This window comes from Chitinophaga sp. S165, assembly GCF_003182155.1.
Classification (GTDB): domain Bacteria; phylum Bacteroidota; class Bacteroidia; order Chitinophagales; family Chitinophagaceae; genus Chitinophaga.
In genome coordinates, this window is record NZ_QGTG01000005.1 from 297,342 (window position 1) to 322,918 (window position 25,577).

The window sequence follows — 25,577 nt, forward strand, 5'->3', positions numbered from 1 at the left end:
TTTAGTCACCCACAGGGAGTTACAGGGCTGGTAAGGCGCAAGGAAATTTACCAGCTCTGCCCTTTTTTCTTTAGGAAGATTTCAGATTCACAATAAGCCGGCAAAGGATTTCTACTGCAACAAACGGAGACAGCGACATGTTATTAATGTTGTGCAGGCCCTCGCATGCCATAGCGGAGAAATGCCTGACCGGAGCTTTCATTCATTTACAGGTCTCAATATTAAAAAGTAAGGAAAATGAGGAGCGTAATTCAATACCTGGTACTGCTGGTATCAGTGAATTTTATTTTTACAGGCGCCAGTGCCCAACAATACACCCTGCTGATCAAAAACGGGCAGGTGATAGATCCGAAAAATAACATCAATGCCATCATGGACATTGCATTGATAAATGATACTATTGCGAAAGTAGCCGCACATATAGATCCGTCTGCAGCCCAGAAAACAATTGATGCTACCGGTTTGTATGTTACACCCGGCCTGATAGACCTCCACACACATAATTTCATTGGCACTGTGCCTAACCGTTATCTGAACAACAGTTATGATGCAGTAGCACCGGATGGATTTACCTTCCGGTGTGGTGTGACCACTGTAGTGGATGCAGGAAGTTCGGGCTGGAAGAATTTCGAGACCTTCCTTGATCAGACCATCAAACATTCTAAAACAAGAGTGCTTGCCTTTATTAACATCGTAGGTGAAGGGATGCGGGGCGGCCCTTATGAGCAGAACCTCACCGATATGGACGCTAAGATGACCGCAATGACCATCCGCCGTTACAAACAATGGATCGTAGGTATTAAAGTAGCGCATTATGAAGGTCCGGAGTGGACGCCGGTAGATCGTGCAGTAGAAGCAGGACGTGTGGCAGGAACGCCTGTAATGATCGATTTTGGGGGCAGTAATCCGCCGTTATCGCTGGAAGAACTGTTTATGCAGCACCTGCGTCCGGGAGATATTTTTACGCATGCATATGCGAAAGTAAGAGGACGCATGTCTATCGTTGACGACAATGGTAAATTACGTCCTTTCGTATGGGAAGCGCGTAAGAAAGGTATCCTCTTTGATGTAGGGCATGGCGGTACCAGCTTTAGTTATTCACAGGCATTGCCAGCATTAAAAGCAGGCTTTTATCCTAATACGATCAGTACAGATATTCATACCGGCAGTATGAACGGAGATATGAAAGATATGCTGAATGTAATGTCCAAGTTTTTAAATATGGGAATGCCTGTTCCTGAACTGATAAAGGCGGCTACATCCGAATCAGCGAAAGCGATACGTCATGAGGAATTGGGCAACCTGTCTGTAAATAGTGTAGCAGATATAGCCATCCTGCGCGTGGAAAAAGGAAAGTTTGGTTTTACTGATGCACAGACAAAAGAGCAGGGAGATAGTAAACTGGTGTGTGAGGCGACAGTAAGGGCAGGAAAGGTGGTGTACGACCTCAATGGGATAGCCCGGTAAATAATTGCAGAAACCGTGTGGATATTACAAAACGTGTTGTAATTTTTAAATCAAATACTGATACATGAAATTCCTTTATTTCCTCCCCCTACTGCTACTGTCATATGGGTTGCGGGCACAGACCATTCCTAAGGAGGAACTGATCTTTCTTACAACAGAATGGAAAGGCGAGCGCTTCGCTGACGGAAGACCCAAGATCCCTGATGCTGTTATTGAACAGGCGCGAACTGTAAGCCTGGACGATGTATGGACCATCCTGGAAGGAGAGGGCTACCATTGCCAGTTTGACGGAGGCTGGAAAATGATCTACGATAATAAGCCTATTGTGGGGCGTGCTGTGACAGCGATGTTTATTCCTTCCCGTCCCGATGTGGAAGTACACATGAAGGAAAGAGGCCAGCAGAAAGGTTTTAAAGGGAACAGTAATTCCTGGCCTATTCAGCAGTTATCAAAGGGAGATGTTTATGTAGCAGATGGTTTTGGTAAGATAGCAGATGGTACGTTGATCGGTTCAACACTCGGAAATGCTATTTATGCACGTTCTGGTAATGGGGTAGTGTTCAATGCAGCAGCACGTGATCTGGAAGGCCTGAAAGAGATAGATGGATTTAATGCACTGGTGAGGGACTGGGACCCTTCTTTCCTGAAAAATGTGATGTTATCAGGACTGAATGTGCCTATACGAATTGGGCGCGCAGTGGTGCTTCCCGGCGATCTGGTGCTGACATCAAGTGAAGGAGTGGTATTCGTACCGGCTCATCTGGCGGAAAAAGTGATCGGTATTGCAGCATTTATACAAGTGAAAGACCAGTTCGGATTTGAGATGCTGAAAGCCGGGAAATATACGCCGGGAGAGATTGACAACAACTGGACAGATGCTATCAGGGAAACATTCCTGGAATGGCAGCATAAACTACCGGGCAAGAAACCTATGACACGCCAGGAACTCGACAAGATGCTGGAGAAAAGGACCTGGTGATCATTTCTAATTTTTAAACTACTTCCACTTTATGACAGCATTACTTCCCGCCGCCGGGCCTTTCATTATTGCTTTCTGGATCATACTGGCTATAATTTGTTCAAGACGTCCGCAAACAAAAGGTTTTGTATATACACTGACCATCTTCGCGGCGGTCACCACCGCAATGTATTATCCTCAATACTTCCTCACAGTAGGAGGCTACGATCTTTCCAAGCTGATCACACCGCTTATTCAGATCATCATGTTCGGTATGGGAACAGCCATGAGCATCCGCGATTTCTATGGCGTGATCAAGATGCCGATGGGCGTGTTTACAGGTGTGGTATGTCACTATACGATCATGCCGTTTGTAGGCTGGGCTTTAGCGCACCTGTTCAAGTTCCCGCCGGAAATAGCGGCAGGTGTGGTGTTGATAGGAACAGTACCGTGCGGCATGGCATCCAACGTAATATCTTACCTGGCAAAAGCAAACCTGGCATTGTCGGTTACGCTGACAGCGGTATCCACGATGCTGGCGCCTTTTGTAACGCCATTCCTGATGCGCTGGCTGGCCGGCAGTTATATCGATATCAGTGTTACCGCAATGATGTGGGACATTTGTAAAATAGTGATCGTGCCGGTGGCTGCAGGACTGGTGTTCAATCATTTCCTTACAGGAAAGCTGAAATGGCTGGATAATATTATGCCTAAAATATCTATGTCGGCCATTGCCTTTATCATTGTGATCATTACTGCAAAAGGCCGTGAGAGCCTGCTGGATGTGGGAATGTTGTTGATATTATCATCACTCATTCATAACCTGTCTGGTTATACACTGGGGTATTGGTTATGCCGTCTTATCAGGATGAAAGAACAGGATTGCCGGACTATTGCCATTGAAGTAGGTATGCAGAACGGGGGACTGGCAACTGCCATTGCGAAGAACATGGGGAAGATCGCAACTATTGGTCTGGCGCCTGCAGTATTCGGGCCGATGATGAATATAACAGGGTCCTTGCTTGCGTCCTGGTGGCATAGGCATCCGCCAAAAGATATAGAAGAAGAAAAAGCCGTTCCACTGGAAACGGAACGGCTTTAGTTTATCATTTATAATGTGGCAACAATTACGTTGTTACATCAACGAGGTGGAATATATAAATAAAGACAAACGGGGAATTACTATGTTAAGGGATCATCAAGATAATGACAAAATGTGAAAAAAGCATCCTTTTGAGTTAATTTTTTACAGTTTTTTTCTAAAGGCATCCACTTTGACCCATAAAAGTGTATTTTGTTATACAAAACCACGTATATGAATAATCCTAAACAACGTAGAGAATTTCTCCGGCAGATGGCATTGTACACAATGGGAGCGGGCCTTTTGCCTTCAGTCCTGTCAGCTTGTAATACCGGCTCTTCAACAAAAGAAAGCAAAGACAGTACCAGTGTAGGCGAAACGTCTGCCGACAAAACGGCCAAGGAGTTATTCTTCAAGATATCTCTGGCTGAATGGTCTTTTCACGAGGCTATATTCGGAGGTAAATTGTCCCATCTTGACTTTCCGCTGAAAGCGAAAAATGACTTTGGAATAGAAGCTGTGGAATATGTGAACCAGTTCTTTAAGGACAAGGCAACAGATAAAGCATATCTGGCAGATCTTAAGAAGCGTTGCAGTGATAACGGCGTACGCAGCGTGCTTATTATGATAGACGGTGAAGGAGAGATGGGAGATCAGGATGCGAAGAAAAGGACAAAGGCCGTAGAGAATCACTACAAGTGGGTGGAAGCTGCGGAATTCCTGGGTTGTCATGCTATCCGTGTAAATGCGGCAGGAGAGGGCAAGCCGGATGATGTGTCAAAAGCAGTGGCAGAATCATTGGCTAAATTGTCAACGTTCGCCAATACACATAATATCAACGTTATTGTAGAAAACCACGGAGGAACATCATCTAATGGTAAATGGCTGGCAGGCGTGATGAAACAGGTGAATATGCCGAATTGTGGTACCTTACCTGATTTTGGCAACTTCTGTATAAACCGTTCCAAACCTGTAGACAATACGCCACAGGGTTGGGCTGCTACAAAGTGCCTGGAAGAGTACGACCGTTATGAAGGTACTACAGAATTAATGCCTTTTGCAAAGGGAGTAAGCGCAAAGGCACATGATTTTGATGCTGAAGGCAATTGCGTGGAAACGGATTACCGCAAGATGCTTAAAATAGTAAAAGACGCCGGTTATACAGGTCATATCGGGATCGAATATGAAGGTGCTAAACTCTCTGAGGAAGAAGGTGTACGTAAGACACTGGAACTGCTTAAGAAAGTAGGCGCAGAACTGAGCTGAGAATAATAGTCATCATGAATTAAAGGGATCAGGAGCTATAACGTGCCTGATCCCTTTTTTTGTTTTCCCCGGTACAATGTTTGGATGAAGTTGCTTAACTAAATGTATACCCCTTGGATCTTCACGCTGGTTATCCTTATTCATTGGTCAGATATGGGTTGCCGTTTAACTACCCTCGCCTGGATCACAATCTGCAAACAGATGTATTGATTGCGGGAGGAGGTATTTCAGGCGCATTAGCAGCCTATTATCTGACAGCGGCGGGAATACCGGTGGTAGTGGCCGATAGTCGTACCATCGGATTAGGTAGCACCTGCGCCAGTACTTCATTATTACAGTATGAAATAGATGTGCCATTAGTCAAATTATCGCGTAAAATAGGGGAGAAGAATGCGGCTACTGCTTATCAGCTTTGTTATAGGTCTATAACGGAGCTGGAAGATATCTGTAAAAAGATCGAAGCGCCTTTTTTTGACAGGCGGGACAGTCTTTATCTGGCCTCATATAAAAAAGACCTGGAGTGGTTTAAGCAGGAATATACGATGCGTAAATCGCTCGGTTTTGATGTTACTTACTGGGATGAGGTCACCGTAAAGGAAAAAATGGGCTTTGACGCACCGGGGGCTATTTACTCTGGTATGGCGGCGCAGACGGATAGTTATATGCTGACGCATTTATTGCATCAGCACAGTTTAAAAAACGGGGCGAGGGTGTATGATAGAACCACTATCACTGATATTGCACATAAGCGGAATGGAATTACTGCACAAACTTCAGAAGGATATATGATCAAGGCGAAATACCTTGTCATGGCTACCGGGTATGAAGCTTCGCAATATATCCGGGAACCATTATTGCAACTACGTTCCACCTATGCTACAGTTAGCGAACATCTCGATATTGAGAGTTGCTGCTGGTATAATAACTGCCTTATATGGGAAACCAGGGATCCCTATTTATACATGCGTCCTACAAAGGATAAGCGCATTCTTATAGGAGGGAGGGATGAAGAATATTACAATCCTTCCCGGCGTGATAAACTTATCAGTAAAAAAGGCCGCGAGCTTAAAAAAGACTTCAATAAGAAATTCCCTCATATTCGTTTTATACCTGAGTTTCAGTGGACAGGTACTTTTATTTCTACTGAGGATGGTCTTCCTTTTATCGGCAATTATCCAGCAATGCCGCGTACTTATTTTGCATTGGGCTTTGGTGGGAATGGTATCACTTTTTCTCAGATTGCAGCGGAGATGATCACGGAAATTATTCTCGGAAAGAAAAATCCTGTACAAAAGATGTTTGCTTTTGGGCGAGGGAAGTGAGTTGATTGTTGCAGATAATTCCTTTTAATATTGTTGTTTTTCAGTTTTTTATTAGCGAAAAATACATTGGTGCAGTTTGTTCAGGTATTCGTATGACCGTTCAGTTTTGTTCATGTTGCGCGGAGTGAATTTGAAATGGGTCGGATGTGTTAGTTTGCATGGTATAAAAAACATACTTATGTTAACACAATTTCTAGGAGAAAGAAAAGACTCAGGCATTCCCAGATTGAGGTATACCATAGATATGAAGATGATGGATTATGCTGATCGCACATTCTTTAAGCAGAAATTAGAAATGGCAAAGGCGTCCATTGCAAAATATGGAGTGCTGAATATGCGCTCTTTTTATGAGGAGGAGGAGAAAGCAGCTGCCCACAAAGGTTAGTACATAGCCAACAGGATCGGTGAAGATGAAATTGAATCATATAAGGTTTCTTCCATTCACATAATATGTAATCCTTTGCGGCCATCATTTAGTGTTTAATATAAAAATAAGAAATGCCCCGATAGCGGGGCATTTCTTATTAGAACTTTGACAAGTTGATTTGTTATTGTTTCCGGCATTTTAAAAGTCGATCAATACTTTATTCTTCTTCACCTGGTAACTAAACCCTGCAGCCTGTTTGATCTCCTCCAGTACTTTCGCTAAAGATGCCTGATTAAACTCTCCATTAATGCCTCCTGCGCCGGATACATCACCTTCTACATAGATTTCCGTACTATACCATTCCTCCAGCTTACGAACAGCGTTCATAAACGGCTCATCCTGGAAAACCAGTTTATCCTGTAACCATGTCTCCATTTCTACAGGATGATAGGTTTCTTTTTCCATCAGGTCTATTTCCTTATTGGCAAGCACCATATTCCCGGGACCTAACATTTCAGGTTGATCGTCCGTTTTGGAATGATAGGATTTACTCACTTTTACCTCTCCGCGCAAAACATAAGCCGTAGCTCCCTGTTGTGATTCAAAACACCGCATTTTAAAAGCTGCAGGTTTTGTGACGTTCATTGTCAGGATATTCGTCCTTACCGTAAGCGGATAAGCTGTTGAATCGAAATAAGCTTCTCCGTCCAGCAGGATGATATGACTTTGGGCAAAATCGGCCGGTACGAGCAATTTAGTATTACTATTCAGAATGACGGTAGCTCCGCCGGGTAGGGTGACTTTTTTACGTTCTCCCAGAACTCCTTCGTGGGTAGTATAGGTCTGTCCTTTGTCACGAAAAGAAAGCAAAGCTTCCTTAGTGCTCGGCCGCAGGAACAACAGGAGAGAGGCAATGGCGCATACTGCGACCACAATAATATAAAGTAAGTTACGTCGTGACCAGGTTTTTGATTGCTGAGTAGGCACTGGGAATATTGATTTTAATGAAGATATAAAATTAAAGAAAAAAATATAGGACAGAAGCTTTATTAGGTTTAAATAAAAAGAAACTTGTGAGCGTTCTGTTTAATAAAAGAAGGCTTTTGTTGGAGGTTTTCTAAACAGGCATACTCCGGCCATGGTCGTTGACAGATCATTTTGTTGGTGATCTGTCCGCATACTAACTTTGCGGCCCATGGAAAAGCAGCTATCATTATCATTCGAGAATACCACCATAGCTTTTGAATCAAAAACCGACAAGGCATTAAAAAAAGCTGACTTTCTCTTTAGCAGCATAGGTAAACCCTGGCTGGTGAAATTGGGGACGACGGTAACACCGTTGGCGCTGAAACTGGGTTTGCCCATTAAAGGGCTGATCCGTAATACGATCTTTAGCCAGTTCTGTGGAGGTGAGAGTCTCCAGGAAGCAGCGCAGACTGCCACTACATTAGGGAAATTCCATGTAGGAGTAGTGTTGGACTATGGTGTGGAAGCCATGGAAGGAGAGGAAAACTATGATCACGCTGTGCCTGAGTTTATCCGCGCTATCGAATATGCGGCAGGTAATCACAATATCCCTTTTATTGCTATTAAAGTGACCGGCTTTGCCCGTTTCAGCCTGTTGGAGAAGATCCATAGCAAGGAAACGCTGACGCCGGAAGAAGTAGCTGAATATGGCAGGGTTCGCAGTCGTATACAGTCAATCGCTGCTACTGCCGCCAAACATAAGATCGGATTACTGATAGACGCAGAAGAGTCCTGGATACAGCAGCCGGTAGATGATCTGGCTGATGAGCTGATGGCACAATTTAATAAACAGGAAGTTATTATATATAACACTTTCCAGATGTATCGTCACGATAGACTGGCCTTCCTGAAGGCGTCTTTCGAAAAAGCGCAACAGCAGGGCTATCTCCTGGGCGCTAAGCTGGTAAGGGGAGCCTATATGGAAAAGGAACGCAAACGTGCGGAAGAGATGGGCTATGAATCTCCGATCCAGCCAAATAAGGAGGCTACCGACAGGGATTACGATGCTGCAGTTAGGTTCTGTATGGCCCGCCTGGATAAACTGGCAGTATTTGTCGGTACCCACAACGAGCAAAGTAATATGCTGGCAGCCAGCCTGCTACATCAGCAGGAATTGCCACATAACCATGCCCATGTCAGCTTCTCACAGCTGTTGGGTATGAGCGACAATATCACCTTTAACCTGGCACATGATGGCTACCGTGTTTCAAAATATCTGCCTTATGGTCCGGTGAAAGATGTGATGCCATACCTGCTGCGCAGGGCCCAGGAAAACACTTCTATTTCAGGACAAATGGGGCGTGAGCTGGGACTGATCCGCCGGGAAAGAAAACGTCGAGGTATATAGAAATTTTATAAGACATCATAAAGTTTAAATAGAGCGTTTCATAATAGTATACCCGCTGTCGTGAAACGCTTTTTTGTTGATTTTGTCAGTTGTAATGGAAGTGTGTAAAGGATGTGGGGAACAAATCAACTGAGTAAAGTAACAAATTCGTTACTTTGCTGCCATGGAACAATACCTTCAATTACTCCAACACATTATAGATCAGGGAGCTGTGAAGACTGACCGGACAGGTACCGGTACAACGAGCTGCTTTGGTGCGCAACTGAGGTTTGACCTGCAGAAAGGTTTCCCCCTTGTAACAACCAAGAAGTTGCATTTGAAATCCATTATATATGAGCTGCTGTGGTTTCTGAACGGTGATACCAATATCAAATACCTGAAAGACCACGGTGTAAGCATATGGGACGAGTGGGCTGACGAAAACGGTGACCTGGGTCCCGTTTACGGTAAGCAGTGGCGTAGTTGGGAGACGAAAGACGGCCGGGTAATTGATCAGATCACTGAAGCTGTAAAGACTATCAAAAATAACCCGGATTCCCGGAGGATCATCGTAAATGCCTGGAACGTGGGCGACCTGCCTGATATGGCCTTGAGCCCTTGCCATTGCCTGTTCCAGTTCTATGTGGCTAATGGCCGCTTAAGCTGCCAGCTTTACCAACGTAGCGCAGATGTATTCCTCGGAGTGCCTTTTAATATCGCCTCGTATGCCATCCTCACCATGATGATGGCGCAGGTGTGCGACCTGGAACCGGGAGAGTTTATTCATACGTTCGGTGATGTACACCTGTACAGCAATCATATTGAACAGGCTAATCTGCAGCTCAGCCGCCAGCCGTTTGAACTGCCAACACTGAAGATCAATCCGGCAGTAAAAGACATTTTCGGCTTCAAATTTGAAGATTTCGAACTGTTGAACTATCAGCATCATCCTCATATAAAAGCTCCTGTAGCTATATAAGGAACGATATTTATTTAGAACTTTAAATGTTTACTGCTTGACACTCTCAATAATAGTTGCTGCATCTGAAAATAATGTGATCGGTATTAACAATCACCTGCCCTGGCACTTACCGGTTGATATGAAGTATTTCAAGGACACAACGATGGGCAAGCCTATCGTAATGGGCCGTAAATCTTTTGAAGAACTGGGAAGGGTATTACCCGGAAGACCTAATATCATGATCACCCGTCAGCCGGAATATGCTGCTGAAGGATTGTATGTTGTGCCGTCACTGGAAGCAGGTATAGAAAAAGCGAAGACATTTGGGACCGAGGAGATCTTTATCACCGGTGGAGGTGAGATCTTCAAAATGGCACTTTCTATAGTTGACAGACTATATCTCACACGCGTACACGCGGAGGTTACCGGCGATACCTATTTTCCGGAGTTTGATCCTACAGGATGGAAGCTGGTAAAGAACGAGCGTCATGAGAAAGATGAAAAGCACGCATATGCGTTGACTTTCCAGGTGTGGGAAAGAGAAAAATAAGAAAAGATCATATTCAAATAAAGAAATCCCGCTGAGTTATTCTCGCGGGATTTCTTGTTAAATGGAAGATTTAATATATATTTGAGTATTGTTTATTAAACCCTATTACTTATGAAAAGACCCTTACTATTGTTTGTGTTATTCATTCTATGCCGTATGGCTATTGCCCAAAGCCCGGTTGCTTCCCTGGCTGTTTTTCACTATCATAACACAGTACTTCCCTCGATGGACCTGACGTACAGATATTTGAGGCCGTGCTCAGATACAGTGATACTGAAGGCGACCGTCTATAACAGGGTGGCGAGATATACTGTTGTATGGCAGAACAGTGTTATAGGAGATTCGATCATTGTAACTAAGCCCGGTTCTTATGTAGCCGTTTTAAAAAACCCGGCAGGAGCAGTGGTTGAAAGAGATACGATTGTTGTCCCACCACAACAAGACTTGCAGCCGATGATAGAAATTCATCGTTCGGTTACCCCGGGAAATGATACGTTGATCGCTTTTCCACAACAACCGCCAACGTCTACACAGTACTTTTATAAATGGTACCGTGATATCTGGGAAGTAGCAGCAGGTAATTATCCAATGCTGATCAACCCACAACCAGGTACATATAAAGTATATGTTCGAAGTGCGACAGGTTGCAGCGGTTATTCCGACACAGTTAATTTCCACCGTACGGAAAACACATTATCTGTGGATTTCAGTTATCAGGTAACGGCATGTAACCCGCAGCTGGTCTACTTCGTAGGAACTGCAAATACGCAGGACTCCGTGACTTATAGATGGAATTTCGGAGATGGAGGAGAACTGGAGAATCGGGATGTATGGCATCCTTTTCCAGCAGGTACATATAATGTAACACTGACTGTGACCACAGTTTCCGGCCAAACCGGTTCCATTACCAAGCCATTGACTATCCAGACTGCCGATAGTACAACCTGGATCACTAATATCATCCAGGAACCTAATCAATGTGGAGATACGGTTTGGTTGAGCGCTTCCAATAATCAGGCAAATGCTTACTATTTCTGGAAGACTGGCGAGCAGACGAAAACCATTGCTGCGACGGCATCCGGTTCTTATGTTGTCAGGGTTTATGACACCTGCTACAATTTAAAAGGTTATGATAGTGTTAATGTAATCGTCGAGGCGCCGTGTACATCTGCTGACACAACTGATACACCAGCCGGCCCAACTGTGTGGCAAGATCCGACAGAGTATTACTGGAATGGTGACAGCACATACATTAGTTTCTTAGCTACTGTACCCTACCCATATGAGGATGTAAAAAGCTTTAGCTGGAGTAGTGATGGTGGTGATCTGAGAGCTGTAGTGGACCGGCATCCCTATGTTGCGCTATTTTCCTTTAGTACGCCTGGTGCGCATACAGTAACATTCACTACTACCATGAAGGATAATGTGAGCGGAATGTATGCTGATACATCAACCACCTTTGAGTTTATAATCCGTAATTCCTATGCTGCACATAACAGTTGGCATATGAAGGATACCACTATCAGCGCTGGAGATACACTCACGTTGCATGCAGGGAATCCAGGCGGATCTTATTTTTGGTACAGCAGTGATGGACAGTTCACTTCAGAAGGCGAAGCAGTAAAGATTACAAAAGCCGGGTTGTATAACCTTTATATATGGCGTGATTATGATTTTTGTGCTGACTGGATCAACGTATCTGTGGAAGATTCATTAAATCTGAAAGTGCTATCCATGACCCGTGCAGCAGGAGAGGCTACTCTGGGAATTCATAAAGTGAAAGCCTTCCCCAACCCATCTAAGGGTCAGGTATACCTTCAATTTGAAAATCCATTACCGAAAGCAGTGGTAGTTAAGGTATATAACCTGAATGGCCGTTTGATGTATAATCGTACAACCACACAGCAATTGCAATCACTTGATTTGTCCAATCTGCCGAAAGGATATTACCTGATTGAACTGACAGGTTACGATCAGAAGAAGGTATTATCACTAATTCTGCAATAAGAAAAGGAATCAAAAGAAAAGGGGGCTGACTACTTAATAGTCAGCCCCTTTTTTATGGGTAAGCCTGAAGGCAGTTTTATCTGAAGATCACAGTCCCAATCCCCTGTGTCAGCTCTGTTTCCAGCTGTTTAAGATGCTTATGCATTTTAATACATTCTATCTGCACATCAAAATCAGTAGCCCTTTCCATTTCCTGCTGATTCTCCACGATCATTTTACGGATCTTTCTTAAAATAAGATAATTAGTCGTAGATATCGTATCACGCAGATAGGCATTATCGCCATATACGGTATCTATTTCGAATTTATCTTTCCAGGCGGCACTTAGTTCAGCTTCTTTATCTTCCATAATGGCTACTACCATGCCGGCTACATCCTGGTCGTTATGATAGAGGAACCATTTTTTATCCGGCAGATTATCCTGGTCATACATATGTTTGTACTCCCGTAATATCTTCTTCACCAGTTCATTGTCGGCCAGTGACTCGAAATCATATGGCAGGTGGAAGATGTAATCAGCTACAGAACTTTTATCTTCTTCACTAAAAGGTTTGTCGCCAAAACGCAGAAGTATCTTCACCAGCTCCCTTTCCTGTTTTTCATCCGGATTGAAGAAGTTAACAGCAGGTTCGCCGCCGTTCTCCATCGCTTCCATAGCGGCAATCGCCTCGGGCGAAAGCTCGTCATCACCCATAGGAGGCGCTGAAGCAGCGTTATCCCGGGCCATCTGGTTCTCTTTCTTCTGGAAACGCTCGCGGATGAACTTATTCACGAGGTTAATAAGCCCCTGCTCATCGATCTTCAGTACCTGGCTACATTGGCGGATATAATCCTGCTGACGGGTAAAGTCTTCGGTTTTGTCGATCTTGGAAATGGTCTCTGCGATCTCATTTACGAGCTGTGATTTCCGGTTGCTGTCATTGCCGGCGTCCTGCATTGAGATCTGCAGTTTAAACAGCACGAAATCCTGCTTATTAGCCGCTATAAACTCACGGAAAGCATCGGCGCCGATCTTCTGTACATAACTGTCCGGGTCCTCCTTATCGGGGATTAAAACCAGCTTTACGTTCAATCCTTCCTCGATGGCCATATCCAGACCTCTCAGGGCAGCCTTGATACCGGCATTGTCACCATCGAAGAGGATGGTGAGATTGTTCGTATATTTTTTGATCAGCCGTAGCTGGTGCTGTGTCAGGGAAGTACCGCTGGATGCCACTACGTTCTCTATCCCCGCCTGATGCAGAGAGATCACGTCCGTATAACCTTCTACCAGCAAACACTCATTTAATTTGTCAATCGCATGCCGGGCGAAGTAGGTGCCATACAGTACCCTGTTCTTTACATAGATCTCGTTTTCGGGCGAGTTGATGTATTTCGGAGCACGGTCGTTTTTGACAAGGATACGCGCACCAAATCCCAGCACTTTACCGCTCTGGTTATGAATAGGAAAGATCACACGGCCACGGTAGTTATCCCCCGGCTGTTCATTCCTGACGGTGACAAGGCCAGTCTTCTGCAGGTATTCCAGATTATAACCCTTTCCGAGCGCTGTTTTAGTAAAAGCATCCCAGCTGTTCAGACTGTAGCCAAGCTGGAATTTGCGGATGGTTTCCTGGGTGAAACCACGTTCCTCGAAATAACTAAGGCCTACATTCTGGCCTTCCTCGGTATTCAGCAGTGTATTGGAGAAGTATTCGCGGGCGAAGCTATTGATGATGTAGAGACTGTCCGCCATCAACTGCTGCTGACGGGCCTCAGGACTTACCTCTGTTTCTTCAATAGGTACGTCATATTTCTGTGCCAGCCAGCGCAAAGCTTCCACATAGGAATACTTTTCATGTTCCATCAGGAACTTGATGGCATTACCACTCTGGCCGCAACCGAAACATTTGAATATCTCCTTGCTTGGCGTTACTGTGAAAGAAGGAGACTTCTCGTTATGGAACGGACATAAGCCTAAGTAGTTGGCACCCCGTTTTTTAAGTTTCACGAAATTGCCTACTATCTCCACAATATCAATCCGGCTAAGTATCTGTTGTATGGTATTCTGTGAAATCAATGGCGCTTAATTCAGACTGCAAACTTAACTAAATTTCATCGCTTGTCCGGGCAGCGGTTACACATTGTTAATTTGGATTAATATGTTATATAATTTACATTTGATGGGATATTTCATTTAACCCATATCCCATAATTCTATGAAACAATTCTACCTATTGTTTGTGCTGCTATGCCTGTCCGGTATCACTATGGCACAATCCAACCCGCAATTTGCCAATGTTTCCTTCACGTATGAAAGAGCAACCTGCAACAGTTATCAGTTATCTTTTCATGGTTCCGCTGCTACCATTGACACATCGAATGCTATTGCCGATTACAGCTGGTATTTTGGTTCTGGCGACAGTACTTATCATGGAAAAGACGTTTCTTTCTCGTACCAGGGCCCGGGTACGTATACAGTATGGCTGATGGTCAGAACTGTAAAAGGAGACACCGCCTCTACATTCCGTTATGTGGATGTATATCAGGACAGTACTTCGCTGTTCGCCAGTATAGAATTGCGTCGCGGTAGTATTGATTCGCTCGTTGCCTTTCCGCGCAGCGCAACTTTTGGTGAATACGTGTATAAGTGGTACTGGAATGACACAGTAGTCCAGACAAATACCAACGGTATCTTAACATCGATGCCTAATGGTACCTTTAAGGTTGCCGTAGAAAATAGCCTGGGTTGTATTTCTGTATCGGTGCCGCTGACTTACCGTCACAGACTGGACTCTACACAAATGGAATTCTACTGGTGGGCTATTAACTGCGATCCTCAGTTGATCCAGTTTTACAGCTATTCCGGTGGTGCTGATCTTACCCAGGTATGGAACTTTGGTGACAACCAAGGATGGGTTGGCTCAAATCCGGAACACCGTTACGATTCTACAGGTGCTTATTTCGTAACCTTAACATTATATGATGGCCCTGAATATATCGGTACTCTTACAAGACAGATTTATGTTTCTGGTCAACAGCAATGGAGCGTAACGATACAGCCGCAATTTGGTGGGAACGGTGTACAGTTCCTGACTGCCTACACGACCCCAGCAAATGCGAAGATAGTCTGGAATACCGGTGACTCTGTACACACCATTCCAGTTACTGTATCTGGAAAATACGTTGTTAAAGTGTTCGACCAGTGTGGAAATGTAAGGGCAGCAGATTCCCTTATTGCAGCAGCGCCAAATCAACACGTTGCGCATAACAGTAGTGATGCCGCGCTTTCTTTTAACGCTAATGTCGCGAAAGCTTATCCAAACCCATCCAGTGGCTTGGTGAACCTGCAGTTCGCAAATCCTCTGGTGAAAAAAGTAATCGTGTCTGTTCAGAACCAGCAGGGACAAGTACTATATACACGTACTACTACCCAGCAATCGCAACAGCTGGACCTTTCCACATTACCTAAGGGATATTACCTGATAGTTATTTCTGATGGTATTGATCGTAAAGTACAGCCTTTACTATTGCAATAAATAGTATCACTTTATTTTGAAAAGATCCTGCCTGATAGTATTATAGGCAGGATCTTTTCTTTTTTCAATAGATGATGTTAAAAAAGTACCTTACTTGGATAATTTACCATTTATTTAAAACAGTATCATGATCTAATTTTAGTGAACACGTAACGAAAACTAAAAACAGCACTTTTTACAAGGGGGGATCAGAATAGTGTCAATGTATATAGTCAATAACGACCAACAGCTGGCTGCACGCCTGCGCAACAGTGACCACAATGCTTTTGAAGAATTATATGCTGCTTACCATCAGTCATTATATGGTACAGCGTATAAGTATTTGAAAAGTACTACTGCTGCGGAAGATGCTGTGCACGAAGCATTTGCGAAGGTCTGGCTCCACAGGGAACAGCTGGACCCTTCGCAGGGAGTACGTAATTTTCTTTTTAAATGCCTCAAGTTCCATGTATTAAACTTCATCCGCGATCAGAAACGCAGCCTCTCAAAACAATACGAACTTATATATAATACCAGCAGTGAACACCGGGACGCCGAATCTACCGTCATCTTCAACGATTACCGCAAAGTAGTGGACGAAACCATTAACAATCTTTCCGCCCAAAAGAAAAAGATCTTCCGCCTGCGCTCTTACGAAGGGCTTAGTAATGAGGAGGTAGCACAGCATTTGGGGTTATCTATCAATACTGTCAAATTCCAGTACGCTCAGGCCAGTAAAGCCTTAAGACATGCTTTGAAGCTCATGATGGGCACATTCCTTAGTTTGGTTACTTTCATTGTTATCTTTTTTTAAATTTTTTTTCGTCCGGTATAATACTTTTCATTTTCCCAGGTGTAGTATTATAGAAGAACGTAAATAATCACTTGTCATTTTTCACGTAATCCACATTATGGAGCAATTCGACCAAAGTCTGCTGCATAAATATCAGCGTAACCAATGTACTCCTGAAGAATACGAAAGGGTGTTGGAATGGTTTGCCACTCCGGAAGGAAGGGAATACCTGGATACTGTCATGACACAGGACCTCGATCTGGCTACGCCGGATGTTACGATGTCTGCGTCACAGGCCGGGGATCTCTATCAGCGCATCCTGGATACTACAGGTCAGGAACAGTTACGTTATCGACGCCCCCGCTGGTTTACAGGTCTTAAAGTAGCGGCAGTGTTATCAGGGACAATACTGCTCGCCTATGGTGGATGGAAAATATATCATCAGCACCGCAATACTATCATTCAGACAGCTTACGGAGAAGTACGTACCGTAGTACTCCCGGATCAGTCAGAAGTTACACTGAACGGTAACAGTACATTACGTTATGCCGGCAACTGGGAAGGCCGTAAGGATCGGGAAGTATGGGTTGAAGGAGAAGCATATTTCTCTGTAAAGCCATCAGCAGTACCCCGCGCGTTCCTTGTACATACGGCCAGTGATATGAAAGTAGAAGTATTAGGTACCACATTTAACCTCGTTGACCGTCATGGCCGTATGCAGGTTGTGCTGAATAGTGGTAAGGTACGTTTACACAGTAACAAAACGCCGGAAGAAGCGATCATTATGCAACCGGGAGATCTTGTTGAATACAAAGAACAGGTACGAACAAAAGTGAAGAACCACACTAATCCACAACGTTATTCTTCCTGGAAAAAAAACAGTCTGCAATTTGAAAATGCCAGCTTTGCAGAATTGGCACAGCTGCTGGAAGATACTTATGGAGTTACTGTGGAGATCAGGGACACTTCATTATTACATCAGGAATTTACAGGTACAGTGCCTAGCCAGCAAATGGATATGTTGCTGGAAGGACTTTCACAGCTCTTTCATCTGAAAGTGAGCCATATCGATAATACCGTCATTATTGAGAAAAAGAATAAATAGAAAAACAATGCAGTAAATATTGCAGACCGGTGTACAACGGAATGCAGTGACCGCAGCACAGGTAATCATTCAAATTAAAATGTATGAACAAGTTCATTAGTGCCTTTATGGCTGCTATGGGCATGGTATGTTATTGCAATATGCCGGCAGATGCACAGGACCTGGCAGTGCTGGGTAAACCTGCCAGCCCTTTCGAAAGATCTCAGACAAAGTCATTGAAAAATGTGCTGGACGGGCTTGAAGTAAAATACAATGTACACTTCATGTACAAAAGCAATCTTGCAAAATTGCAATTGCGTGCAGAGAACAACAGGACCAGCTCTCTGGAAGAAGAATTGAAAAGTATCACTACTCCCAATAAACTCCGGTATAAAAAGATGGGAGATGGTTTCTACATCATCTTTTTACAGGATGAGGAGCCAACTGATATGCCACCTTCAGGCGCCGGAGAAAGTACTTCTCCAAAGGTAACTGCAGCCATGAGCACAACACCAGTTGCTGCTCCTGCTGCTATCACCGTAAAAGGTGTGGTGACCGACGATAACGGCCAGCCTTTACCGGGCGTAACTGTGCTGGTGAAGGGTACCAGCAATGGTACTTCCACAGGTGTTGATGGCTCCTGGACATTACAGGTGCCAAACGAAAGTGCAGTACTTGAATTTTCGTTCATCGGTTATACCAAACAGGAAGTGGCTGTAGGTAGCCGTACTACCATCAGTATTAAACTGGTACCGGATGTTACCGCTATCTCAGAAGTAGTGGTAGTAGCATATGGTACGCAGAAGAAAGTAAACGTTACCGGTGCTATTGCTGCAGTAGATGGTAAAGACGTAAACTGGAAACCAGTTGGACAGGTATCTGCTGCACTGCAGGGGGTAGCTTCGGGTGTGACGGTGACCACCAACAGTGGTCAACCCGGCGTAGACCAGGGTACAGTGCGTATCCGTGGTATCGGTACGCTCAACAGTAATGATCCACTGGTGCTGGTAGATGGTGTGCAGATGAACATGAATGATGTAGACGCAAATGATATTGCTTCTATCTCTGTATTGAAGGACGCTGCTTCCTCTGCTATATATGGTGTAAGAGCTGCAAATGGTGTGATCCTGATCACTACCAAAAGAGGTGCTTCCGGTAAGGCAAAGGTGAACTACTCCAATTACTTCGCATGGCAACGCCCTGCACGTCTGGCTAAATATGTTGGCGCGAAAGACTTTATGAAACTGGTCAATCTCACTGCTACCAATTCCGGCAGCAATCCTACCTATAGTGATGCGCAGATAGCCGCTTATGACGACCCTAACCGTAACAAAGATTTGTATCCGGACAATTATTGGCTGGATGATGTATTAACAGGTAGCGGCTTCCAGCAGGAACATAGCCTGGGCGTGTCCGGTGGTACCGAAGATGTGAAATACCGTTTCTCTACGAACTATTTCGATCAGAAAGGTCTGATCTCCAATATGGATTTCAACCGTCTTACTGTTCGTCTGAACACCGACATCAACGTTACTAAAAAACTGACCTTCAGTGCAGACATCGCTGCCCGATTAGGCAACAGGCAAGAGCCACAGGGCGCTTCAGGTTCTGCATGGTATCAGTTCGGACAAGCAGCAGTAGTGAATCCGCTTTCCGTTAATAAATATTCAGATGGTACCTGGGCACTCGTAAGAGGTGGCCAGAATCCTATCCGTCTTCAGGATGAAGGTGGTCTGTACCAATATAAAAGCAACCTTTTCACCGGCAACTTTAAAGCCACTTACAACCTTGTAAAAGGCTTGAAACTGACCGGCCTCACATCCGTTAACTACCGATCAGACTATAACAGCATTCACGAAAAAGCGCTGACATACTTTACTGACTTCCCTGACAATGAGAAAACTTTGACTTTAGGGAACAATTCAATCAGGAAGTCTTACCAGGGTTATTGGTTCAAGAACTACCAGGGATTGGCAGAATATTCACACAACTTTGGTAAGCACAGCTTCACCTTACTGGGCGGTGCTTCCCGTCTTACAGAATCTACTGACGATCTCAGTGGCTTCAGACAGAACCTGCCTAACGGTACCATTGAACAGATCAATGCTGGAGCCGCTTCAGGACAAAGTACTACCGGTGATAGGACAGTATATTCATTGGTTTCCTTCTTCGGCAGATTGAACTATTCATTCAATGATAAATACCTGTTTGAAGCAAACCTTCGCCGTGATGGTTCATCCCGCTTCGCTGATGGTCAGAAATGGGGCGTATTCCCTTCATTCTCTGCCGGCTGGCGTATCTCTTCAGAGAGCTTCATGCAGGACGTAAAGTTTATCAACAACCTGAAACTCCGTGGTTCCTGGGGTGAACTGGGTAATGATATAATCTTCGATCAGAACAAGGCCGCTGTTAACTATCCTTACCAATCAACATATAGTTACAACAGCTATCCATTTGGCGGTACGCTGAATCCTACCGCTGGTATTACTGTTTACCCGAACTCAGGCCTGACATGGGAATCTACAGTAATGACTGATTTCGGTGTGGATGCGACATTGTTCAAGAACCTGGATTTCTCTTTTGACTACTATCAGAAAAACACCAAGGATATCCTGATATTCCTGCGTATCCCACCTTCAGTTGGTCTGGACCCTTCTTCACAGAATGCAGGTAAAGTACGTAACACCGGTTGGGAAATGTCATTGAACTACCGTGGAAAGCTCGGTGAACTGAACTACAATGTAGGTGGTAACCTCTCTGATGTTCGCAATGAACTGGTAGATATCAGAGGAACAGATAACATCACAAAAGATAACAACAACGTTTATACAGGTCTTGTTGTAGGACAGCCTATCAATGGTTTCTATGGTTACCAGGTGGAAGGCATTTTCCAGAGTGCACAGCAGGTAACAGGACATCCGACACAGCCATTCCCTACTACCGGCCCTGGCGACTTTATGTACAAAGACCAGAACAACGACAAACAGATCAAAGAAGCGACAGTAAAGAATGGTGGTGATCTGATCTATCTGGGAAGCAATATTCCAAGATATACATATGGTGTTAATCTGGGTGCTGATTATAAACACTTTGACCTGTCTGCATTTTTCCAGGGAGTAGGAAAGGTATCTATTAATGCATTGGCAATAGAAAGAGCGCCTACCTCCAATGACGGAAACTTCAGGGAAGAACACCTGAATAGCTGGACGCCTACCAATACAGGTGCTGATTTTCCAAGATTGCTCAATACAACACAGAACTATCAGTCATCTTCTTATTGGGTGAAGAGCGGTGCTTATATGCGTTTGAAAAGTCTGCAGCTGGGATACACATTGCCTGATCATATTATGAAACGTTCCGGCTTTGACAGATGCCGCATCTATGTAAGCGGACAGAACCTGCTTACCTTCTCTTCCCTGCCAAATGATATTGATCCGGAGGCGCCAAACGATAGCAGGTATTACCCACAGGTGAAGACATTCACCTTCGGATTAAATGTGCAATTTTAAACTAAGTGGTCATGAAGAAATTAGCAATTATATTCACTATAGCGGGACTGGCAGCAGTATCCGCGTGTAAGAAAACACTGGATGAGCAGCCTCAGTCTCAGGTGAGCCAGGATGCTTACTGGACTACAGAAGCCGATGCTATCAATGCCGTAAATAACTGTTATCGCCGTTTGGGAGATGTAGACAATCGTATATTCCTCAGTTGTGCTACAGACGACAGTTACTCCTGGAGTGACTGGCCTAGTGATGTGAGACTGGTCGGTAATGGGAGCGCTTCTATAAGCACCGGTATGTTCAGTAACTTCTGGAACAATCTCTATAAAATGATTGCTTCCTGTAATGATGTTCTCGATAACATTGACAGGGACAAAGCTTTGTCCGATTCTCTCAACAGACGTCTGAAAGCGGAAACACGTTTTATCAGAGCTTATGCTTACCAGCAACTGACGGGATTGTTCGGTGATGTGATATTGAGAACAACCACACCTCCGATCAAGGACTTTAATGCATCACGTACACCACGTGCTGAAGTAGCAGCTTTCGTCGCAGCTGAACTTGATTCTGCTGCTAAATACCTGCCGGTTACTTATGATGCTAACAACATTGGCCGTGCCACCCGTGGTGCTGCATTAGGGTTGAAAGCGCGTGTGATGTTATATGAAGGCAAATACGCAGAAGCCGCTGCTGCTGCGAAAGAGGTGATGGACCTGCATACCTATGTTATTGACAATGATTATGTGAGCCTGTTCAATGGTACTAACAAGAACAGCCTGGAGATCCTGTTGTCTGCACGGTTTGTAAAAACAACCCTTCCTAATGCTATGGCAACATGGGTAGGCGGACCTTCTATCGGAGGCTGGTCACAGGTTGTGCCGGTTCAGTCATTGGTAGACGCATATGAGTGTACAGATGGAAAGACAATAGATAAATCGCAACTCTATGATCCGGCACATCCATACGATAACCGTGATCCCCGTTTGAAGCTGACAGTAGTGGTGCCAGGTGTTGTGGTAAATGGTATCACAATAGATGTAACCAATACCAAAGGTCTTGACGCACTGAGTAAGAACAATGCTTCATTAACAGGTTTCTACTACAAGAAATATGTACCCGCCGATATCCAGGGTAACTGGGACAGCAACTCATACAATGACCTCGTGTTGCTGAGATATGCAGAAGTACTGTTGACATATGCAGAGGCGAAAATAGAACAGAACCAGATCGATGCAAGCGTGTACGACGCTATCAATCAGGTGAGACAAAGGCCGGGTGTGATGATGAAGGCGCTGACAGCTGTAGATTATCCGAACCAGACAAGCCTGCGTGATGCGGTACGCCGTGAAAGACGTGTAGAATTCCCGATGGAAGATAACCGTCTCTTTGACATCCGCCGCTGGAAGATCGCTGAAACAGTATTGACCGGGCCTGTATATGGTATCCTGAATAACTACGACCAGTCAAGACAGGATTACAACAAACATGTACTGGTAGAACAACGTAGTTTCAATGCTGGCCGTGACTATCTCTGGCCCGTACCACAAAGCGAAACATCGATCAATCCAAATTCACTGCCTAATAATAGTGGCTGGTAAATAACTTTCCGGTTATCGTAAGGACCGGTTATGCTTGAAGAAAGAACCGTCTCAATTATTTGGGACGGTTTCTCTTTTGTATACTTCTGATTTATTGTGCGTAATATCTTCTTTAACTTTTCCTTAACCCCGGTCTTGTAACTTCACCCTACATTTGCACGCTTAACTGAAAATACCTAGACCTATTATGACCCGCCTATTACTGACTTACGTACTGTTAGCAACTTGCTGCATGTTAGCAGCTTGTGATAATGATCAACCCTGGCAACGGGGAGAAATAGATGGATATGCGCCCATTTACAGTGCAGACCCCATGTTGAAACAGATCAGCTTCCAATCGCCCCGTAAAACGGTTAATGGAGGAAAACTGTTTACTGCTGGTACCAATGTACTGCAGGAAGAAGCTGACTCAGGATTGCATATTATCTCTTACCAGGACCCCGCTCACCCCGTAAAAACAGGTTTTCTGCGTATTCCCGGATTCCAGGTTGCTGCTATTGAAGGCGATTATCTGTATGCGAACAATTACAATGACCTGATCATCATTTCATTAAAGGCACTGTCTACCAATATGACGGTAGGTAGGCTTGCTGACGTCTGGAAACAACCGGATTATCCAGTGGAGGCAGGAGCTTACTTTGAATGTGTTGACCATTCAAAAGGTGTTGTAGTAGGATGGCGCAGAGCGAAGATAAAGAATCCCCAATGCCGCAGACAACAATTAATAGGTGATGGTCCCGGTGATGGTGAAAACACAAGGAACAACCCAGGATTGGTTGTTTCAAATGGGAAGCTTTACCTGGTGAACCTGGATTTTGTAATGATGTATTCACTCGTATCTCCAATGCAGCCTGTTATTGCAGAAGCGCGGAACGTTGCAGGGAAGCTGGTGGATAGCATATTCCTTTTTAGGGGAAACCTGGCAATTATATGGTATAACGGCTTCCTGGATTTATACGATACCGCAAGATTGGATGATGCCGGTTACTACAATAGCGCATCGGAATGTGAGAAATACTTCTCAGTAGGGGATACTATTGCATATGCCATTCCCAACCGCTATAACTGTAATCAGGGGACATACCTTACGCAATATGAATTGAGAAGAGATACGAATGCAATTATCAGATCAGGTGAACTGGAGGTAGGGATAACAGGTGGGCTAGTTCAATCCGGCCAATATCTTTATTTGGCCAGCGACATAGGTTTGGTGACTGTAAACATTGCCGGCCCAACACCTGTAAAGGTTGGACAATTGAATGATGGACGTTATCAGGACATCGTCGTCAACGGCAATCTCTTATTCCTGCATGGCAGAGAGCAAGTCGTTTGTTATAGCATAGCCACCTCCCCGGTATCTCCAACGTTAATCTCTAAACTCCCTTATTGATGAAACAATTATACACAATTCTTATTCTTTGCCTGCTTGTTGTAGTTTCTTTAAAAGGTCAGCAAAGAGGGACTCCCGATTCTCTGCTCACAGGAGTACGCATCAGCACTAATCTTTTAACACTTAGGGAGCCCGATGGAGGCATTTCTCTTGCCCTGGAAAACCGTTATACCAAAGAATGGAGCGTGCTGGTAGAGGGTACCTGGATCTTCATAGATGAAAAAAGTGATTTCGGCTTGCGAGGCCAATATACACCCAAAGCAAAAGGGTTCCGTATTCGTCCGGAAATACGTTACTATATGCCGGGCAGAGGACATAAGTATAAACTGTTCTTCGCCCAGGAAATTTCATATAAGCGAGTTAGTTATCTGGAAGAATGGATACATAGGGAAGGCGAAAATCCTAATAATGGCACCTTTAACTACGAGAAAATAACTCCTTATGATAAAGTGAAAACGATTATTGGCACATCCGGTAAAATGGGCTTGCAGTTCTACTTTGATCCGCGTCATAAATTCATCATGGAGCTTTATGTAGGTCTGGGTATTAAACACAGAAAGATTAAATTTAAAGACGAAGTGCCGATCTATGGCAGCTATCTGGAAGATAACGACGGTTACTTTTTCGACACACTTGAATCCGGATGGAATATTAACATACCTATGGGTCTTAAAGTAGGATATCGCTTTTAATACCTGATCCCTAACAGTTAAATGCCCCGTAGTGGCCACACAGTTATGAAATATCTTTTACTCATTTGTTACCTGTTTTTGCTGACAGGCATTGTTAATGCCCAGGATAGTAGTGAAAAGCTTTTCCCTGCAAAACCCGGCTTTATTTTAAATACTCCGCTAACGTCACTAACAGAGCCGGAAGGAGGACCTTCAATTGGATTGGAATACCGCATTTCAGAAGGATTGGCTATTGGCATAGAAGGTACTGCTGTTCTTTATGAAGCATTCCCTTTTTTATATGCACAAGAGTATGGAAAGAGTGGCTTCAGGATAAAACCGGAAATAAAATATTTCCCGGCCGCCACAAGAGGGAAAAACGGACAACTTTATTTTAGCTTGCAGGGAGTATATAAGCAGGTCAGGTATACTGAAGTTTCTGAAGCTACCGGAAATAGCATCAGGAAGGAAAGGAAAGTTATAGCCGGGTCTCCAAATGTGGGGTGGCAACGCTACCTGGACAGGTCACATCGTTTTATCCTGGATATGTATCTGGGATTGGGCGTCCGGCATCGCAAAACCGAACCAGACGTATGGATGGGTAATCAGCTTTATTTGGGAAGCCGTCGTATTGATGTAGACGGATACGATCCGCATTTGGCATTTGGCTTTAAGCTCGGCTACCGTTTCTGAAAATCCGTTATATTTG

General features: G+C 44.3%; 20 protein-coding genes. 18 read left to right on the plus strand and 2 right to left on the minus strand.

Translation table 11 applies throughout. The features are described 5' to 3' along the window. The first annotated feature begins 237 nt into the window (after positions 1-237). From C7475_RS20555 to C7475_RS20580, 6 genes are all read left to right on the plus strand, one after another. Complete coding sequence (locus tag C7475_RS20555; protein WP_110055265.1) at positions 238-1,467, plus strand: amidohydrolase/deacetylase family metallohydrolase; 1,230 nt, start codon at positions 238-240, stop codon at positions 1,465-1,467. 64 nt (positions 1,468-1,531) lie between these two features. Beyond that, complete coding sequence (locus C7475_RS20560) at positions 1,532-2,446, plus strand: RraA family protein (protein ID WP_110055266.1); 915 nt, start codon at positions 1,532-1,534, stop codon at positions 2,444-2,446. A 31-nt stretch (positions 2,447-2,477) separates the two neighbouring features. Beyond that, the gene (locus C7475_RS20565; RefSeq protein WP_110055267.1) at positions 2,478-3,527 is read left to right on the plus strand and encodes a bile acid:sodium symporter family protein; all 1,050 of its coding nucleotides are present in this window, start codon (positions 2,478-2,480) and stop codon (positions 3,525-3,527) included. 213 nt (positions 3,528-3,740) lie between these two features. Continuing rightward, the gene (locus tag C7475_RS20570; RefSeq protein ID WP_199236267.1) at positions 3,741-4,772 is read left to right on the plus strand and encodes a sugar phosphate isomerase/epimerase; all 1,032 of its coding nucleotides are present in this window, start codon (positions 3,741-3,743) and stop codon (positions 4,770-4,772) included. 113 nt (positions 4,773-4,885) lie between these two features. Then, positions 4,886-6,094, plus strand: a complete 1,209-nt coding sequence (locus tag C7475_RS20575; RefSeq protein WP_110055268.1) for an FAD-binding oxidoreductase — start codon at positions 4,886-4,888, stop codon at positions 6,092-6,094. Positions 6,095-6,272: 178 nt separating this feature from the next. Further along, on the plus strand, positions 6,273-6,479 hold the full coding sequence (locus C7475_RS20580) for a hypothetical protein (protein ID WP_146217605.1): 207 nt from the start codon (positions 6,273-6,275) through the stop codon (positions 6,477-6,479). Positions 6,480-6,659: 180 nt separating this feature from the next. On the opposite strand, the gene C7475_RS20585 is transcribed toward C7475_RS20580, so the two are convergent. Next, positions 6,660-7,394: a FecR family protein gene (locus C7475_RS20585; RefSeq protein ID WP_146217606.1), complete on the minus strand. Its 735-nt coding sequence runs from the start codon at positions 7,392-7,394 to the stop codon at positions 6,660-6,662. 262 nt (positions 7,395-7,656) lie between these two features. Here C7475_RS20585 and C7475_RS20590 point away from each other — a divergent pair, with 262 nt between their 5' ends. The 4 genes from C7475_RS20590 to C7475_RS20605 all read left to right on the plus strand — a co-directional run bounded on the left by C7475_RS20590 (position 7,657) and on the right by C7475_RS20605 (position 12,332). Then, positions 7,657-8,835 carry a proline dehydrogenase family protein gene (locus C7475_RS20590; protein ID WP_110055271.1) on the plus strand — a complete coding sequence of 393 codons (1,179 nt, stop codon included), beginning with the start codon at positions 7,657-7,659 and terminating at the stop codon, positions 8,833-8,835. A 163-nt stretch (positions 8,836-8,998) separates the two neighbouring features. Beyond that, entirely contained in the window at positions 8,999-9,793 is a 795-nt protein-coding gene (locus tag C7475_RS20595) for a thymidylate synthase (protein ID WP_110055272.1), read from the plus strand. A 37-nt stretch (positions 9,794-9,830) separates the two neighbouring features. Further along, a complete protein-coding gene (locus C7475_RS20600) occupies positions 9,831-10,325 on the plus strand; it encodes a dihydrofolate reductase (RefSeq protein WP_110055273.1) in 495 nt (164 codons plus the stop codon). A 111-nt stretch (positions 10,326-10,436) separates the two neighbouring features. Next, positions 10,437-12,332, plus strand: a complete 1,896-nt coding sequence (locus C7475_RS20605) for a T9SS type A sorting domain-containing protein (protein WP_110055274.1) — start codon at positions 10,437-10,439, stop codon at positions 12,330-12,332. Between the two features lie 76 nt (positions 12,333-12,408). Here the strand turns inward: C7475_RS20605 and dnaG are convergent, their stop codons facing one another. After that, entirely contained in the window at positions 12,409-14,391 is a 1,983-nt protein-coding gene (gene dnaG, locus C7475_RS20610) for a DNA primase (RefSeq protein ID WP_110055275.1), read from the minus strand. A gap of 139 nt (positions 14,392-14,530) precedes the next feature. Here dnaG and C7475_RS20615 point away from each other — a divergent pair, with 139 nt between their 5' ends. From C7475_RS20615 to C7475_RS20650, 8 genes are all read left to right on the plus strand, one after another. Further along, a complete protein-coding gene (locus C7475_RS20615; RefSeq protein ID WP_110055276.1) occupies positions 14,531-15,850 on the plus strand; it encodes a PKD domain-containing protein in 1,320 nt (439 codons plus the stop codon). Positions 15,851-16,052: 202 nt separating this feature from the next. Then, positions 16,053-16,643: an RNA polymerase sigma factor gene (locus C7475_RS20620; RefSeq protein WP_110055277.1), complete on the plus strand. Its 591-nt coding sequence runs from the start codon at positions 16,053-16,055 to the stop codon at positions 16,641-16,643. Between the two features lie 97 nt (positions 16,644-16,740). Then, positions 16,741-17,727 carry a FecR family protein gene (locus C7475_RS20625; RefSeq protein WP_110055278.1) on the plus strand — a complete coding sequence of 329 codons (987 nt, stop codon included), beginning with the start codon at positions 16,741-16,743 and terminating at the stop codon, positions 17,725-17,727. Positions 17,728-17,810: 83 nt separating this feature from the next. Beyond that, positions 17,811-21,215, plus strand: coding sequence for a SusC/RagA family TonB-linked outer membrane protein (locus C7475_RS20630; protein ID WP_110055279.1), 3,405 nt, complete (start codon positions 17,811-17,813; stop codon positions 21,213-21,215). Between the two features lie 11 nt (positions 21,216-21,226). Beyond that, a complete protein-coding gene (locus C7475_RS20635; protein ID WP_110055280.1) occupies positions 21,227-22,807 on the plus strand; it encodes a RagB/SusD family nutrient uptake outer membrane protein in 1,581 nt (526 codons plus the stop codon). Positions 22,808-23,039: 232 nt separating this feature from the next. Further along, positions 23,040-24,197, plus strand: a complete 1,158-nt coding sequence (locus C7475_RS20640; RefSeq protein ID WP_110055281.1) for a hypothetical protein — start codon at positions 23,040-23,042, stop codon at positions 24,195-24,197. Beyond that, entirely contained in the window at positions 24,197-24,889 is a 693-nt protein-coding gene (locus C7475_RS20645; RefSeq protein WP_110055282.1) for a DUF3575 domain-containing protein, read from the plus strand. The genes C7475_RS20640 and C7475_RS20645 overlap by 1 nt, the downstream gene beginning before the upstream one ends. Before the next feature lie 45 nt (positions 24,890-24,934). Next, a complete protein-coding gene (locus tag C7475_RS20650; protein WP_110055283.1) occupies positions 24,935-25,561 on the plus strand; it encodes a DUF3575 domain-containing protein in 627 nt (208 codons plus the stop codon). Positions 25,562-25,577 lie beyond the last annotated feature (16 nt).